The sequence below is a fragment of the Gilliamella sp. wkB7 genome (assembly GCF_001693435.1).
Taxonomy (GTDB): Bacteria; Pseudomonadota; Gammaproteobacteria; order Enterobacterales; family Orbaceae; genus Gilliamella; species Gilliamella apicola_N.
Map to the genome: position 1 here is coordinate 1,119,943 of NZ_CM004509.1, position 17,351 is coordinate 1,137,293.

12 protein-coding genes are annotated in these 17,351 nt (G+C 32.7%); 2 read left to right on the forward strand and 10 right to left on the reverse strand.

Annotated elements, in window-relative coordinates; all coding sequences use genetic code 11:
* Positions 1–21 precede the first annotated feature (21 nt).
* From A9G17_RS04855 to mukF, 7 genes are all read right to left on the reverse strand, one after another.
* Complete coding sequence (locus A9G17_RS04855) at positions 22–2,133, reverse strand: peptidase domain-containing ABC transporter (protein WP_065737743.1); 2,112 nt, start codon at positions 2,131–2,133, stop codon at positions 22–24.
* Positions 2,126–3,418: an HlyD family secretion protein gene (locus A9G17_RS04860; RefSeq protein WP_065737744.1), complete on the reverse strand. Its 1,293-nt coding sequence runs from the start codon at positions 3,416–3,418 to the stop codon at positions 2,126–2,128. Before A9G17_RS04860 ends, A9G17_RS04855 begins: the two co-directional genes overlap by 8 nt.
* Positions 3,419–3,792: 374 nt before the next feature.
* Positions 3,793–4,023: a hypothetical protein gene (locus A9G17_RS04865; RefSeq protein WP_065737745.1), complete on the reverse strand. Its 231-nt coding sequence runs from the start codon at positions 4,021–4,023 to the stop codon at positions 3,793–3,795.
* Between the two features lie 574 nt (positions 4,024–4,597).
* On the reverse strand, positions 4,598–4,816 hold the full coding sequence (locus A9G17_RS04870; protein ID WP_065737746.1) for a hypothetical protein: 219 nt from the start codon (positions 4,814–4,816) through the stop codon (positions 4,598–4,600).
* Between the two features lie 376 nt (positions 4,817–5,192).
* Positions 5,193–9,611: a chromosome partition protein MukB gene (gene mukB / locus A9G17_RS04875; protein WP_065737747.1), complete on the reverse strand. Its 4,419-nt coding sequence runs from the start codon at positions 9,609–9,611 to the stop codon at positions 5,193–5,195.
* 2 nt (positions 9,612–9,613) lie between these two features.
* Positions 9,614–10,336, reverse strand: a complete 723-nt coding sequence (gene mukE, locus A9G17_RS04880; RefSeq protein ID WP_081301788.1) for a chromosome partition protein MukE — start codon at positions 10,334–10,336, stop codon at positions 9,614–9,616.
* Between the two features lie 43 nt (positions 10,337–10,379).
* The gene (mukF, locus tag A9G17_RS04885) at positions 10,380–11,702 is read right to left on the reverse strand and encodes a chromosome partition protein MukF (protein WP_025316379.1); all 1,323 of its coding nucleotides are present in this window, start codon (positions 11,700–11,702) and stop codon (positions 10,380–10,382) included.
* Positions 11,703–12,024: 322 nt separating this feature from the next.
* On the opposite strand from mukF, the gene A9G17_RS04890 reads away from it, so the two are divergent.
* On the forward strand, positions 12,025–12,747 hold the full coding sequence (locus tag A9G17_RS04890) for a DUF4198 domain-containing protein (protein ID WP_065737748.1): 723 nt from the start codon (positions 12,025–12,027) through the stop codon (positions 12,745–12,747).
* Positions 12,748–12,869: 122 nt separating this feature from the next.
* On the opposite strand, the gene uriT is transcribed toward A9G17_RS04890, so the two are convergent.
* The 3 genes from uriT to A9G17_RS13400 are packed head-to-tail and all read right to left on the reverse strand — an operon-like array spanning position 12,870 to position 14,731.
* Entirely contained in the window at positions 12,870–14,258 is a 1,389-nt protein-coding gene (gene uriT / locus A9G17_RS04895) for a uridine transporter UriT (RefSeq protein WP_065737749.1), read from the reverse strand.
* On the reverse strand, positions 14,252–14,521 hold the full coding sequence (locus A9G17_RS04900) for a nucleoside hydrolase (RefSeq protein WP_065737750.1): 270 nt from the start codon (positions 14,519–14,521) through the stop codon (positions 14,252–14,254). Before A9G17_RS04900 ends, uriT begins: the two co-directional genes overlap by 7 nt.
* 21 nt (positions 14,522–14,542) lie before the next feature.
* Positions 14,543–14,731: a PfkB family carbohydrate kinase gene (locus A9G17_RS13400; RefSeq protein ID WP_141677608.1), complete on the reverse strand. Its 189-nt coding sequence runs from the start codon at positions 14,729–14,731 to the stop codon at positions 14,543–14,545.
* A gap of 1,075 nt (positions 14,732–15,806) precedes the next feature.
* Between A9G17_RS13400 and pntA the strand changes: the two genes are divergently transcribed.
* A complete protein-coding gene (pntA, locus tag A9G17_RS04905) occupies positions 15,807–17,339 on the forward strand; it encodes a Re/Si-specific NAD(P)(+) transhydrogenase subunit alpha (RefSeq protein ID WP_065737751.1) in 1,533 nt (510 codons plus the stop codon).
* Positions 17,340–17,351 lie beyond the last annotated feature (12 nt).

Genomic DNA, 17,351 nt, shown 5'->3' on the forward strand with positions numbered 1-17,351 from the left:
GTCTATTTTACTTGCTAATTTTTAACGGTTTACTGAACCAATATCAACAATACGATCAGCACTTTCTATTGTTGATTTTCGATGAGCAATAATAATACGCGTTATTTTTAATGAAGATATCGCCTTATTAATTGTAAATTCATTATCTTCATCTAGATGACTTGTTGCTTCGTCAAGAAATAATAAACAAGGTTTACGATACAATGCTCTTGCAATTAGCAACCGTTGTTTTTGCCCACCAGATAAGCTATTTCCTAACTCACTCACTAACGTTTCGTATCCCATAGGCATACTCATAATTTCGTTATGAATATTGCAATATTTTGCACATTCAACAAGCCATTCATAATTTTTTTCAGTATCGAAACTTGAAATATTATCAGATATAGAACCAGCAAAAAGTTTATCATTTTGTAATACACTACCAATAATATCTCTATAATTATTGACACCAAATTTATAAATATCAATTCCATTTATAAGAACTTCACCATGTGTAGGTGTAAGCAATCCATTCATAACTTTCATCAATGTTGTTTTACCTGAACCTGACGGACCAATAATTGCAACACTTTCACCTGCTTGAATTTTCATGTTTATATTAGTAAAAATAGGTTTAGAAAGATTATCGTATTGATAAGCTATATCGCGCAATTCAAATTCAACAGGAATATCTTTAGGAAATGAATATTTTGATTCAATATCATTTTCAGTATCGGTTAACACAATATCGGTTAGTCGTTCAGTATGTAAATTTAGCATTTTCAAATCTAATACCATATTTATCAAATTTGCAGCCTGTTCTGAGAATTGAGCTCGATAAGCAGTAAATGCGATAAACATACCTAGCGTCATCTTATCATCCATAACAAGTGCAGCACCAATCCACAATATTGATGTTTGCTCTATCATCATAATTAATGTGTTAACACCACTAAATATCATTTCTAATTTAGTAAGACGAATATTTGCGTTAGTTGTATCAATATTCATATTGAGCCAATATTGAGCCCTTGACTCAGTGAGTTTTAGTGATTTTAAGGTATCAATACCATATAAACTTTCCATAAAATGGGAATTAGCTTTTGCCTCTTTCACTATTTTTTCTTCTGATGCTTGTCGATAACGCTGGTAGGTTGCTACACGTAATATTATATATATTAGAGTAAAACCACAGACAATCCAAACCAACCAGCCCCCATACAAAAACATCATGATAAAAACACCAATTGACATCAAAATATTAATAATACTTTTTACTATATTATTAGTTAGTGTTTTACAAATTATTTCTAAGGATGAAAAACGAGACTGAATATCACCAAGTTTTCTTTTTTCAAAATAAGCTAATGGTAACTTCATTAAATGACCAAAAAGACCTGCTTTCCATTGAATATCGACTAAAGATCCCATAATTAATGATGACCAAGAACGTAACATAGCAATAAACGTTCTAAATAATATAAAAAACAGTAACCCTACACAGATTAATCCAAGTAAACTATGATCCTTTGCCATAATTACATGGTCCATGACCAATTGAGTTCCAACAGGTAGCAATAAATTAATGGATTCAATAATAAGAGATAGTGATAAAATTTTAACTAAAAACCCTTTTAAACCATCAATTTGAAAGAGCATTTTAATCAAACTAAGTTGACTACGTTCTGTGCGAGGTTTGAACTCTTTATCAGGCCACAACTCAAGCGCTATTCCACTGAAATGTTTTGACATTTCATTAAGACCTACTTCACGTCGACCAAATGCAGGGTCATGTAAAATAAATTTACTTCTTTTTACCGCAACTAATACAACAAAATGATTGAGGTCCCAATGTAAAATACAAGGAGTTTTTAGCTGTTTTATCTCATTTAAATCTAAGGAAAGTGGACGGCTTATTAAATGTACAGAAGCTGACATATTAATTAACGTGGCAAGAGTTATACCATGTGATGACACGCCAATTTGATTCCTTAGGCTAAATAAATCTACGTTCATCCCATAATAACGGCAAATCATAGTTAAACATGCAAGACCACATTCAGCTGCTTCTGTCTGTAAAATTTGTGGTATTTTTCTTTTCCAACCAAAATGTAAACTTTGAAGTATATGCTGAAACTGATTTCTATTCATTGACTGGTCCTGTAATACTTTTCTGAATATCATAAAAAGGTGATAGCATCCATTGATAAATAGGTCTTTTTTCTAAAAACAGAGTAATGTCAGCTTTCATTCCATTTGTTAATTTAATTTTATTATTAAATTTGGCCATTTGTTGTTTATCAAGCGAAACCATTACTTTGTAATAAGCTTGATAGTTAACATTGTTTTGAGATAGTGGCGAACTACTATACGTTGACATTTCTTGGCTAGAAGCAGGTACCTTAGATATTGACATAATTTTACCTGAAAACTGCCCAAATTTTTGATAGGGATAAGCTTCATAACGAATATTAATCTTATCATTAACTGAAATATAAGGGACACTTTCATTAGGTGCCCAAAGAACTAAATAATAACTATCAGTATTAGCGGGAATAAGTTGTGCTAGACTATCATCTGTTTTTACCATCTGACCATCTGTTACACTAAGTGATTCAATACGTCCATCACTAGGGGCACTAATAATTAATGTTCCTTTAGCATTTACTTCTGTTAATTGGCGTTGTAGAGCATTTAACTGAAATTGGTATTCAGATATTTTGTTATCAAAATCAGCTATCTTTGTAACTAATTCACTATTAAGTTGTATAATACTTAAGTTCTCTTGTATTATTTGATTTTGTAAAAATTGATAAGAATTTTGTTGTTGATAATATAAATATCTTTGATTATTGAATTGTTCATTATTAATAAGTCCCTTTTTTTGGTAATCAGCATAGTTTTGCATGCTTTCATACATTTCACTCATACCTTTTTCTGCATTTTTGACGAGTAATAATGAATCTTGATGAAATGTGTTGTATTCATCTATTTGTTGTTTCAATGCTTTTAATGTGATTTGTTTATTTTCTTTTAGAGTTTCAATAATTTCAGATATATTTCTGATTTGATTATTAATTGATTCGATTGTTTTTTGAGTGACATTACCTAGCTGTGTAGTTTGGCTAACATCTAATTCATAAATTGGATCGCCTTTTTTAACTTTATCACCAACTTTTACATGAGAGTTAATAATAAAACCTTGCTGCGTTGAAAATAAATTAATCGCTCTTGGTTGTGTAGTTATTTCACCAGGTACATTAATTCGTCTAGTATAAGTACCGAATATGACAGCAAGTACTAAAACGATAATAAAAACAATCGATAATAAAAAGACAAACCATGCAGAATACCCTTTTATTAATAATGCTTTTCCCATCCATTTTGCTTTCTGGTAATTAATAGCTTCTTGACGAAACAATCCATTATTTTCCATAAAATATTTTACCTGTTTGTACTTATACTTAGCTGTTTATAATTATTTTTATTATTTAATTATTTCAATAAATTATTCAACTATGTGAATTTTAATTTTTAATAAAGAAATTAGGTTTAAAATATACTTATAAGTCTATTACTAAATAATAATTTACTTAAAGTGTCAGATCCATTTCATAATATATGACCAATCAAATAAAATAAATTCTTAATTTATTTATTATCTAATTATTTAATTAATCGATCATTTATTATTTTAAAATAAAAATACTAATTTTTAGTTTTAAGTGTTTAATTTCAAATCTCTAGATCTTTTTTAAAACAAAACGAGAAGCGAACAACCGCTTCTCGTTTAACTTATATTAAACAATATCAATTAAGTGGACGAACAGAAACTGGAAAATGATGTGTACGTAAATGATCTTCAATAATTTTACCAATATTTGAGCCTAGTATATGACCAGCATTTTGAGAAGATTGAGTTGAATCATGATTTATTGCATCAATTACAGAACCAATGCCAGCACCTAAAGCACCCGCTGCATCTATAATAGCACCAGCACCAGAAACTTGTTCAACTTCAATTAAATTTAATTCTTTCATAATATGTTCCTTTTTTCCATAATAATTTTTTGCAAATTTGAATTAAAAAACACCAATTATTACATGGTATCAATTAAATTCATGTTCATTTAAACAGAAAATAAAATATCGATCAAGTCAATTATTATTACGCATAATTTTCACATGAAAAAAATGAATGTTTAATTGAACATAAATGTTTTAAAATTAATGATTATTTTTACTTAATATTAACTTTTTATAGATAAAAAATTAATGTTAGATAAGCAAAAGGAGGTTGTTATTTTTTTTGATAGTATGAGGGTAAACAAGAAAAATAATTTCATATATATGTTTCCCTTTTCAAATTAATTGATGATAAATAAGGCAATAATGACAACATTTTTACTTTCATATTCATGGATAATTTATATCTAATAAAATCCATATAGAGATAAAACCATTTAACATGTTAGTTGATATTTTAATTTAACAATTATTAATGATTTCAAAATAAAAATACTAAATTTTACCTTAAGGTATATATTTCAATTTCCTATATGATTTTTAACAATAAAACGAGAAGCAAATCATTGCTTCCCGTTTAAGACATTAATTAAGGACGAAGTGTTGGGAAAGGTAAGCCGATAATAGCTTCAACAACTTGACCGATACCTTGACCTAATAATCTACCTGAATCTTGTCCTGCAGTGCTTACGTTATGATGAGCCGCATCAACAACAGCACCAATACCAGCACCTAAAGCAGCACCAGCCTCAGCGATCCAGCCAGCACCAGAAACTTGTTCAACTTCTACTATATTTAATTCTTTCATAATGTGTTCCTTTTTCCACAATAGTTATTTTCAATGTTAGAATCTAAAAAATACCATAAATACATGGTACCGTCTAAACTCATAAATATTTAAACAGAAAATAAAATTTGAATCAAGTCAATTATGATTACAGTTAATTTTCACTTTTAAATAGATAACGCTTTGATTAATAAAATATATTTTAAATAAATTGATATTTTTTTTACTTAAGCTTAACTTTTTTAAATAAAAAAAATATATTTTTTGACAAAAATAGAACTATTTTTTGCATAAATACAAAATTAAACGATAAAATATTTTTCTACTTTAGCATACATCATATACGACTAAATTTCTTAAAAAAATAAAATATTGCTGGCAATCACCAGCAATATTATTAAGCAAAGCCTTTTAATCCAACAACATGAACATGCTCTTGATTATTAATAACTTTACGAACTAATTTGTATGTAGTCCCTTTTTCTGGGCTGATATTTTCAGGTGCTGCAATAATGAGCTGCATTTCTAATCGTTCACATAGCTCAAAAAGCGTTGCAATTGATTTAGCATCAAGACGAGCGGCTTCATCTAAAAATAATAATCGGCATGGTGAAATATCTTTATTACGCAGGCGTTTAGATTCTTCTTCCCAGCTTTGAATTACCATTAAGAGAATCGACATACCAGTACCAATCGCTTCACCAGTTGATAACGCACCACTTTCGGCACGTAACCACCCATCAGCACCACGATTAACTTCAACATCCATCTCTAGATAGTTTCGATAGTCAAGTAACTCCTCACCGATATTCTGCGCAGTGCGTTGTCCCATATCTATATGTGGATTTAAGCGTTGATATAGTTTAGCTAAAGCTTCAGAGAAAGTGATTCTATTGTTGCTAAACAGATCTTGATGTTCACTTTGCTCATCAGACAAAGCAGCTAATAATGAAGAATGGGCCTCACGAACATTTACGTTTAAACGTACACCATTAACTTGACCAAATGCCACTGCTTGTAAGCCTTGATTTAACATGCGGATACGATTTTGTTCACGTTGAATAGTTTTACGTATAATATTTGCCACGCTTTTGGAACTTATCGCTAATTGCTGCTCACGCGAAGTAAGTTCTTCAGTTAAGCGAGATAATTCGATTTCCATTTGTTCAATAGCTTCAATTGGATCATCCGTTTTCACTATATCTTGACGAATTCGTTCTCGCAGATGTTTATAAACTGCAATATAAAATTGAATTTTACGTTCAGGCCGTTTTGGATCTTCGGATAGCCTTAATACATCACGCAGATGTTCATTATCATTCACAGCCAAACGTAGTGAACCTAATGCCTTATCCGACATAGAACGTAGCTCATCAGCACTTAGATAAGCAAGTTCCCGGCGATGTAATCGACGTTCAACACTATTATCTCTGACTAATCTTAATACTAAACACCACCCAGCTTTAGCTTGTACCACTTGTTCACGTAATTGCTTGTAATCACGCAATGTTTGGGTCAAACGTTTTTGCATTTGTGTCATTTCGCCTTCACAAACAATCAATTGTTTTTCAAGTGAGGTACATTGCTGACGATTATTATTAAGTTTTTGATGAATTTCATCACGTCGTATTCTGGCACGCTCTTCGGTAATCGCATCGGCTTTTACACCAATTTGTTCTATCTCATTCTGTAGTTCATTAAGCATATCTCGCTTAGTTTCAAAAGCACTTTTTAATGAGGCAAGTGTCTGATTATACTGATTATATTTATCTTGATATTGCTGCATTTGACGACGGGATTCAGTTCTTTGTGCTTCAACCACTTCCAATCGAGAACGCAATTTTTCATTTAAATCAGTATTTTCACCTAACATACCAGCCGAGTCTTCATAACTAAAGTGAGATCGACGCTGCATCACTTCAGTTAACGCAAATATTTGTTGGCGAATAGTTTGTTGTTGCGCTTTTACGGTGTTGTATTGTTCGCGTAAAGCTTCATTTTGTTCAGGATCGCTTTGTAAAACTGCGACAATTGGCTCCAGATCTGAAACTGTATTACGGTTCCGACTGACATATTGTACTGCTTCTTGTGCTTCTGCTACTTGTTCACGCAAGTCATCAACTCGATCAGCGAGATCGTCATCAACCAATAAATGCATTTGTGCAACAAGTCGATTAACGGTAGTTAATTGTTCTTTTAAACTTAATACTTGTTGCTGATTTTGTTTATCAATACTTTCTTGAGATGATAATTGACGTTCAATTTCCGTACGCCTAGTTGCTAATTTCTGTGCTTCAGCTTCAGGATCGATATCAAAAGCTACCGCTAAATATTGACCAATAAATTGCCCAACATTTTGCTCAATTCGTTGTAACTTTTGTAAGTCAAATGAGACAGTTGCATAACGTTCATGTAGTTGGTCTCGTTCTACTGATAATTTTTCAAGATGAACCTCGCGTGCAGCCCGGCCAAATAATGGTACTTTAGGAAAGCTAGAAAAACGCCACTGACGCTCACCCGTTTTAACCAATACTGCTTTATCCATTTCTTCACAGTCAAATACGCTATCATCAAATGATGATGGGTCACCCTCAATAAAATAGATATCTTCAGGGTAATCTTCTTCACTTGCAGTAAGAGTTTCAAGTTGTGTTTTTACTAAGGATAAATCAGGCACCACAATAGCTTGCCTTGATGGACCATATACCGCTGAAAAGTAAGGTGCATCATCAATAGTAACATCTTCATAAATTTCAGATAGTAATACACCATTGAATCGTTCTGCCAATGCCGATAATCGCCCATCATCAACCCCACTAGGTTGATTAAGTTGTTCAATTTGAATATCTAGCTGATTACGTCTAAAATTGATTTGATCACGTTCAGTAACAAGTACTCGCTCCTGTTCAAGCAAGTATTGCATATGTTGCGTGACCGCTTGGCTATTAGTAAATGTTTGACCAGTTTGTTCTTGCAAAGAAATTAAGACATCTTGCGCTTTTAACCATATAGGTGCTTTTTGTCGATATTCGGTAATCTTAGCTTGTATTTGTTCCAGTTCTTGTCTGAATTCAATACGTTTTTCGCTCGATTCATTAGCCAGCTCAGCACTTTCGTCTAATTGTACTTCAAACTCTTGTTTTAACTCATCTAGATCATCGTAATTAACTTGACGACCAATACGTTTACAAAATTGGGTTAATAATGATTCAGCTTCTTTTTGTTCAAAAAAACGTTGTTCTAATTCATCTAGTTGTAATTGTAAATGTTCAGCTTGATCAGCTTGATAACATTGTGACGGCCATATCCTTAATGCTTCTTTGGCAGCAATAAATGCATCACTGCGAACCACATCACCCACTAATTTAACAACAAGTTGATAAGCTCTATCAAATTGATTGATCGCAGCATCAGAAACACTGAGTCTTTGCTCAAGTTCTAATACCTGTTCTGTTATCTCTTTTTGTTTTTCATCAAACTCTTCAAAGTGATTTTCAATATTATTAAGACCTAATTTAGGTAATTGGCATAAAGACTGCGCATTTTTAAGAGCTTGCAGTGCTTGTTGATATTGAATAGCTCGGGTTTGTTGAACATCAAGCGCTTGCTGGTAATCAGCCAGTTGTGTTTTTATTTCATCAACTTCTTGTTCTGAATGTTCAAATTGGTCTCGATAAGCTTGATATTGTTCCTTAGCTTCAAGTACTACTTCATTTTGTTCTTCAAGCTTTACATTTAAATCATCTAAATCTGCTTGATAGCGATCAATCTTTTCTTGTTGACGTAACGCCGTTTGTACAAGATTTAGATGATCATTAGCTGCTTGTAAATCGGTTTCCAAATCGCTTTGTGCTTCTTGATATTCTTTCAACTCTTTCGCCATTTCAACTTGGCGGAATTGATTACTTAAAAGCAGATCTTGTGTTTTAAACATATCTCGGCGTAAGCCTAGCATGGATTCAATATGTATACGACGCTCATTAGCATGACGCATGTAGTCAGCAGCTACATAGTTAGTCGATTCGGTAATAAGATGTTTAAACAAATCTCGATCAGATTGCGTAACTCTAATAGCTTCTAATGTCATTCGATTTTCACGTAGTGCGGCCTCCATATCTTGGAAAGCTTTACGTACACCGCTATTTTCGGGCAATAGATAATCACGTAGTGAGCGGGTAATAGCGCTTGAAATACCACCATAAAGAGAAGCTTCGATCAGGCGATAATATTTACTACGATCGGATGATGTACGCAGACGCTTTGGTAATATACCAAAGTCAAACATCACCGAATGATAGTCAGTAATTGAATTAAATTGTTTAAAAATTACACCATCCATTCCTTCAATTTTTTCTTTTAACTCAGGTAATGAAAGGATTCGTGCTTGTTTATCGTTTAAACGTTCAGTGACTAATTCTGTTGGAGTAATACCAACAGATAAACCTTGTATCAAAAAAGGTTTAATATCGACTTTCTTATCTCGACCAGCTACTTGCTGTAAACGTACTCCACAAATTATACGTTGATTACGAGAATTAATTACATCAAGCATAGAATAGCAGACACCAGGTTTTAATTTTCCGTGTAAACCTTTATCTCGTGAACCAGATGTTGCCCCTGCTTCGGTTGTGTTTCTAAAATGTAATAAAGTTAAATCAGGAATTAAAGCAGTAACAAAAGCTGCCATTGTGGTTGATTTACCTGCACCATTTCCACCAGAAAGTGTAGTAACTAATTTATCCAAATCAAAGGTTCGAGCAAAAAAACCATTCCAGTTTATTAGTGTCAATGAGTGAAACTTACCATGTCCAATCATAATTATTCTATCTCCTCATTAACATCTTGGTCTTCATTATTATCATCTAAGATAAGTGATGACTCTATCTTGATTGCTTCGCCATCACGGATTAAACGCAATTGAGCTTCTTGCGCATCATCACTACTACGGACTTCAGCACCAAAACGAAAAATTGATTCATTAATGCGAAAACGACTACTATCATTACCAACAATGAAGTAAATCATGCCAAGTCTACGTAATCGATTTAAAGCTGTTTTAACTTTATCAAATAATTTTTGACGATCTAAATCAGAACCAGTAGAACGCTGATTAACTAATTTAAGCAATTTATTTTCATCAGCTAATGAAATTAGTTCTTCAAACAACTCTTGCAACGTAAAGATCCCTTCATGTGCTAATCGTTCAGGGCTTAAATAAAGATAACAAAGCACTTTACCAACTAGCATTTCTAATTCAGATAATATTGAACGAGGAATTAACGTTGTTGAGCGAGGTCGAAGATAAAAAAATCCTTCTGGTGCTCTTATTAATTCAACGTTATACCGTTGGTAAAATTGTTCAAGTTCTAGTTGAAAGTCCATTAAAAAGGCATGATGATCAAGCTCATCAATGCCAATATGACGCCCAGAACGTAAAGTACTATCAAGCTCAGGAAAAATTGGATTTGCAATTGCTTGCGCCAATTTAACTGGCATATATTTATCAATGGATGCTTGTGAACTTGCCGCTATGCGTTCCATAACTTCATCAAGATGATGTGCTGTTTGTCGTGTTTCAAAATCGTTAGTATCTGTTGATGACATGTGCTTGTACCTTAGCTCCATAATCGTTAATAGGTTTCCATTCGCTAGGTATACCGAGCAAATCATCTTCGGCAATACCAAGTCGAATAGCCTGATCGATAAATAACCTTGCTATATCAAAATGTTGTTCGCGTGGAAATTGTGCTAAATAGCTACAAATTGCAATACCAATATCAAGTGGTTTATTTTCTTGTTTAAAAATCAATAAATTTTGTTCAATATGTCTAATAATATGTTCTTGAATCTCTTCAATCATTTCAAATTCAAGTTCTGAAGGTAATTCACCAGTAACTTCTGCGTCGTGTAATGCAAGTTCTTCATCACGCATATCGAGCAAACGATCAGCATTTGCAAACGTAAGAGACCATGGTAAATCAAAATAACTCTGAATTGATTTACGTAACCGTTGAGAAAATACACGGTTTTTATCTAAATCAATCGCTGTTCTAATAAATTTATGAACATGTCTATCATAACCTATCCAAAGGTCTATCGCTTTTTGCCCCCAACCAATAATTCGATCTAATTTACTTTGTAAATCTAGTACTACATTGTTAATTTTATCAAGTTCAGGATTATCAAGCGTTGCATCTTGAATTAATAACAAACTGGCTTGTAGTTTATCGCCTGCTGCAGCTAAAGTATCTTGCAACTCACGAAGTGTTTGTGATGTCTCTGTTAACAATCCTTCGCAACTACTAATTGCTGCTTGCCAATCTTGGCTTAATAAAGCAGATATATTTTGCTTAACTTCAGCTTGTTGCTCATCCATAACTCGTTGTGTTATATCAATACTATCAAAAATTTCAGCAACAGAATATTTTAAAGGGGCAAAGACATTTCGATGCCAATGTAAATCATCCCCTCCCTCGACTGCTGCATCTGCAGCACGTTTCAATTCTTGTGCCACAATAGATAATTGAATGGATAAACGGAGTGACGAAAACTCACGCTGTCGAATATAATAATCAGAGATCCCTATTCCAAGAGGAGTTAAACGATAAATCGAATAACCATCAGTCATTTCACTTGCAAAACGTGTAATTAAACGCTGACGCACTAAATCATTAATGGCATTATTAGCTCTTACAGTGATAGTATCTTCGCTTTGCTCAAAAATCTGTGAAACATGTCGAAAAGCATCAATTAATTCCGATTCCGTCATTTCACCATCAAAGCGCTCGCTATTTAATACAGCAATAGCCAATAAAAAAGCTAACCTTTCAACAGGTAAAGCAATTGAAAAATCATTCTTTTTTGCCCAAGAGACCAGTTCAGGTACTGATTGGGAAAAATCCATCATAGAGGTTTCCTTAGATTAACGTATCGTTTTATGTAAAAGTACCTTAAAAAGTTTAATAAACGCAATATATAGTTTTAAAGACAAAATATTACCGATTATATAACAATTTGTAATAGTTAAAAATAACCAAACTTAAGATTTATCATTAGGTGATTGAATATAAACAGTAAGTGAACATTTATTTATCTAGCTTCATTTTAGATTCTATATTGCTTTTATCAAATTTATCCTATCTATTACCTATGCTCAGCTTGACATTACCAAACATCAAAATGATAATGAGAATAATTATCATTTATATTTAAAAATAAAGGAGGTTTGTATGCATAAAATATTTTTTTTAACTCTATCGGGATTTGTTACTTGCTTTATAACTCAGGCGGTCTCTGCTCATGGTATCTGGATTGCCAATCGTGTTGATCAAAAACAGATTATTTTAGGTGAAGGCCCATTGGATAACGGTTACAACCCAGATACGGTAAAACAAATTCATGCCTACACAAATGATTGGGTGCCATCATCTATCATAAAAAAAGATCACAGTAATTATGTGACCGTTGAGCCATCCGATAAAATATCAGTGGTAACGATTGATTTTGATTACGGATACTGGACGCAAAATGCACATGGAAAATATGTCAATTTACCCATGAATCAAGTCCAAGGCGCCACTACTGGTACTCATGCCATAAAATATAGTGTAAATTATTTATCATCTGTTACTAACCCTAAAATCATTAAAGATATTCCATTACAAATCGTACCTAAAATTGATCCAACTAAATTAAAACGTGGGGACACATTACCTATTACTGTTTATAAAGACGGTCAACCTCTTGCAAATGTTCCTGTAATTATTGATGTAGTAAATAATTTAGATCAAACTATAAAAACCGATAATAACGGAGAAGTTGATATTATTGTTCCTAACCAAGGTTTAAATGTCATTGGTGTTGAAATTGGTTTTCCAATTAAAAATAGCAAGTTAGCTACCCAAGATAAATTCTTCACAACATTAGTTTTTACTTTAATACCAGAAGAGTAGAATATAAGTTTTCGAAAAACATTAAACAGCAGTAAACCAATAAAGAGACTATTTATTAAATGCACTCGGAGTTAAAAATCCTAGATAGTATTATCTAGGATTCGCTGAAAGTTTAATATTTTTTATAACTCTGCATTAATAGGTCTAGGAATTAGAAAGCTAGAAAGTAAAGCTAAAATGGTAATAATTAATCCCAATAACATACCGTTGAAATAACCCGTTAATGTATTGGCGTTTATCATTTGTATAGCGGGTAACAATGCAAAACTTAATCCTGCACCTAAATTAAATGCACCTGCATTCATGCCCGGTAAAAACCCTGGATTATTTGATGGCGATAAAACGATACCTAATCCATTTAAGATAATATTAGCCATTCCTGCATAAAAAATACCTAATGCTATAACGCAAATAGATAAAATTGTTAAGGAATGAATACCATAAAACATGATTACTAAAATACCAATAATACAACCCAATAAACCTAGTTTTAATACTTTATTATATCCCATCGTTGGAGCTAAACGACCTGAGAATGGGCCAATAAACCAACCAATTAATGCATATGGAGTAAGAAGAATAAGTGAAGCCCAATCAGGATCAAGTCCAAAACCTATTTCATGATTTTGTGCTATTGACATAACTAAACCATTTACTATCGCAAAAATACCTGTCATGGTTAATGTTGTGGTTAATAATAAAGCCCACGTCGCTCTTCTTTTTAAATGTTCGATTGTAACCAAAGGTTGTTTATTGCGTTTTTCGGTACGCCAAAATAACATAAAACAAACAATAGCAAACAATGTGAGTCCAGTGACATAAAGCCAATTGGCATTGCCAATATTACCAGCCTCATTAAGTGCTAATAGCAAAGCTGCAATAGTAAGGACAATGAATAGAACACCTATCCAATCCATTTTAGTTCCAGCTGACGGTTTTGATTCTGGAGCAAAACGATAGACAAAATAGGTAGAAATAGCAGCAACGACAGCAATAACCCAAAATACTGAACGGAAACCAAAATATGTAGCAAGTAAGCCACCTGCAATTGCATCAACACCAGCAATACCACCATTTACAGCTGTAATAATTCCCATTAACATACCATATTGTTTGGCATCTTTAACTTCATAACTAAGCATTAATAAACAGAGTGGTACAACAGGACCTGATACACCTTGTATGATTCGGGCTGCATACAATACTTCTATATTGGGTGCTAATGCTGCAAGTATGGTACCTAATGTCATAATAAGCAACATAAAGGTTAATACTTTTTTACGACCTTTTATATCACTCAAACGAGGTAAGAATAGTGAAAATAAAGCGGCAGCAGTAAAAAAAGAGGTTTGCGATAAACCAACAGCTGCATCATTGGTTCCTAACTCTTTAGCTATTGTTACTAATACTGGACTTAACATGCTTGCATTAAGTTGAAATGCAACACAAGCTGCAAGTAACGCAACCATTAATGTTATAATATTTTTCTTTTCCTTACTTTGATCTAACATACATTTACCTCACAGGAGCGTTCTAAAGAATCAAGAATTAAATCGATTGAATATTTTGAGCCTAATTGTATAGATGCTTCTGGTCGTACTTGAACATCTAATACTGAATCACTATTAATATTTAGTGTTCTGTCGACTTTTCTGACAAAGGGTTTAACAGCAATTAATTCAATATTAGGATTACCCTGTGCCAATAAAATCGCGTTAGTATCATGATGACTGGGATCACAATCTAAAATAATTTTTTTCGGCTGATTTGTCATAAATCGTTTCCTCTAGTAAATTTATTTATTAGCCATTTTTTGAAGTAAACTTTGATGAAACGGCATATTGAGAGCTTCTTCACTATTTATTGTCAAAGAAGCAAAAACAGAAGCATAACTTGCTGAGTAGTAAAGTGATTCGCCTTTTGCTAGTGAGACACAAAGCGCTCCATAAAAAGTATCTTTTGCACCTGTTATATCTAAAGTTATGGCTAAAAAGCGTTAATGTATTGATGATCTTTACCATTAAAAATCAGTGAATCTTTACTAACTAAAGTAAAAATAATGGGTTGAATACCTACTGAATATATTTTTTAAGCAACAAGTTTTGCTGTATCTAAATTAGTCACATTAAACTCGCCTCGGTGCTGTTTTGGGATAATAGTTGAATGATATTTTTAGAGTGTGGAGTAGGATTAAATACAACTTTTTCTCCTACAGATTTAGGTAATTTCATTGCATTAAAAACAGTATTAATAATATTTTCAAGTTGAACTAATAAAATATCAGATTTTTTTAAATAAGGTTCTAAGATTACAATTTTTTTATTAGTAATTGTTAAATTCCCCTAAGATAAATGGCAATAATACTTTCATCTGAAACATAAATAACTGCATTACTTATCGATTCTTTCTTAGATTGATATAAATTAAACGTATTAATTTTTGCTAGTATGAGAAGATTATGTCCAAATTAAATAAATTAAATTGTTTCAATTTAGATGACAAAATAAACTTTCTCTTTAACATAACTAATAACAAAAGATAGATTAGTATGCTTTACCAGCTTGGTTTGTCATATTTATTTAACTAACATTACTTTACTACCTTTTAATGGCTCTAAATATTAGAGCGACAATGCTAATATTAAATGCCTCAAAACACACATGCTGTTATTTACATTTTCATTTCGTTTTTTGATTTTCTTCTGAATATCTAATTTGGATTAGATCTGAATTGAATCATTAAAAGAGTATTAATTATCATATCTTATGAAGTAAAACAGAAGCAAACAGAACAAAGCTTAAATATGGTCAATTGCTTTAAAAATAGAAAAACATCTTAAAAAAGCAACAATTTTGACTTAAAAATAAACAAACAGATATTTTATATCTGCAATTGCTTTTTTACTATTTAACGTATTTATCAAAATAATCATATAATATTATAAAAAATAATAATGTGGATTGAATGATAAAAAATAAATTACTTACTCGCTCTGACGCTATTTTATGCTAGAATCAAAACACTATTACCAACTCACTTTAACATAAGGATGAAATGCAATGCATATCGGTATACCCAAAGAACGGTTAGCCAATGAAGCTAGAGTTGCAGCAACTCCCCAAACAGTTGGACAACTGTTAAAACTTGGATTTACAGTTTCTGTAGAACAAGGTGCAGGACACGCTGCTCATTTTGAAGATCAAGCATTTATTGATGCTGGAGCAACAATTCAAAATAATCATGATATTTGGCAAAATGACCTTATTTTAAAATTTCATGCACCAACAGATGAAGAAATTTTACTAATGAAAGAGGGATTAACTCTCATTAGCTATATTTATCCAGCCCAACATCAAGAACTTTTAGAAAAGCTTGCAACTAAAAATATAACTGTAATGGCTATGGACTGTGTTCCACGTATCTCGCGCGCTCAGTCCCTTGATGCATTAAGCTCAATGTCTAATATTGCAGGCTATCGTTCTGTTATTGAAGCAGCAAATCAATTCGGTCGATTCTTTACTGGTCAAGTAACGGCTGCAGGTAAAGTACCGCCAGCAAAAGTTTTGGTAATTGGTGCAGGTGTTGCAGGCCTTGCAGCAATTGGCGCAGCAGTTAGTTTAGGTGCGATTGTTCGTGCATTTGATACACGCCCAGAAGTTGCAGAACAAATTAATAGTATGGGTGCTGACTTCTTAGAGTTAGATTTCGAAGAAGAAGCAGGTTCTGGTGACGGCTATGCAAAACAAATGTCTGCTGCCTTTATTGAAGCTGAAATGGCATTATTTGCTGAACAAGCAAAAGACGTAGATATCATTATTACTACAGCATTAATCCCTGGAAAACCAGCACCAAAACTTATTTCGAAAGAAATGGTTGAATCAATGAAACCAGGTAGTGTTATCGTTGATTTAGCAGCCTTAACGGGAGGTAACTGCGAGTTAACAAAACCAGGTGAAGTATTTGAAACAGATAATAATGTAAAAATTGTTGGTTATACTGATTTAGCTAATCGTATGCCAGCTCAGGCATCTCAACTTTATGGGACTAACATCGTTAATTTATTAAAACTGCTTACTAAAGAAAAAGATGGCAGCATTGATATTAACTTTGAAGATGTGGTTATCCGTGGCGTAACAGTAGTCAAAGATAAAGAAATCACTTGGCCTGCACCACCAATTCAAGTATCGGCTCAGCCTCAGAAAAAAGCAGTTGAACCTATTGCAAAACCAGAACCAAAACCAATGGATCCTCAGAAAAAATATGGGATTTTAGCGTTAATCATTATTGCTTACTTCTGGTTAGCAAACTCAGTACCTGAAAGCTTTTTAGGACATTTTACTGTATTTGCGCTATCTTGCGTTGTTGGTTATTACGTAGTTTGGAATGTTACCCATTCTCTGCATACACCACTTATGTCTGTAACCAATGCTATTTCTGGAATCATATTAGTTGGGGCTATATTACAAGTCGGTGATGATAATGGCTTAACTACGGCAATTGCATTTATTGCTATTTTGATTGCTAGTATTAATATTTTTGGTGGATTCTTTGTTACCCAAAGAATGCTAAAAATGTTCCAACGTGGCAAATAAAGGAGAGAATCA

Excerpts from the sequence above, each read along its gene's own strand:
- A9G17_RS04855 (WP_065737743.1), bottom strand. The coding sequence starts at position 2,133 with ATGAATAGAAATCAGTTTCAGCATATACTTCAAAGTTTACATTTTGGT.
- A9G17_RS04860 (WP_065737744.1), bottom strand. The coding sequence starts at position 3,418 with ATGGAAAATAATGGATTGTTTCGTCAAGAAGCTATTAATTACCAGAAA.
- A9G17_RS04865 (WP_065737745.1), bottom strand. The coding sequence starts at position 4,023 with ATGAAAGAATTAAATTTAATTGAAGTTGAACAAGTTTCTGGTGCTGGT.
- A9G17_RS04870 (WP_065737746.1), bottom strand. The coding sequence starts at position 4,816 with ATGAAAGAATTAAATATAGTAGAAGTTGAACAAGTTTCTGGTGCTGGC.
- mukB (WP_065737747.1), bottom strand. The coding sequence starts at position 9,611 with ATGATTGGACATGGTAAGTTTCACTCATTGACACTAATAAACTGGAAT.
- mukE (WP_081301788.1), bottom strand. The coding sequence starts at position 10,336 with ATGGAACGCATAGCGGCAAGTTCACAAGCATCCATTGATAAATATATG.
- mukF (WP_025316379.1), bottom strand. The coding sequence starts at position 11,702 with ATGATGGATTTTTCCCAATCAGTACCTGAACTGGTCTCTTGGGCAAAA.
- A9G17_RS04890 (WP_065737748.1), top strand. The coding sequence starts at position 12,025 with ATGCATAAAATATTTTTTTTAACTCTATCGGGATTTGTTACTTGCTTT.
- uriT (WP_065737749.1), bottom strand. The coding sequence starts at position 14,258 with ATGTTAGATCAAAGTAAGGAAAAGAAAAATATTATAACATTAATGGTT.
- A9G17_RS04900 (WP_065737750.1), bottom strand. The coding sequence starts at position 14,521 with ATGACAAATCAGCCGAAAAAAATTATTTTAGATTGTGATCCCAGTCAT.
- pntA (WP_065737751.1), top strand. The coding sequence starts at position 15,807 with ATGCATATCGGTATACCCAAAGAACGGTTAGCCAATGAAGCTAGAGTT.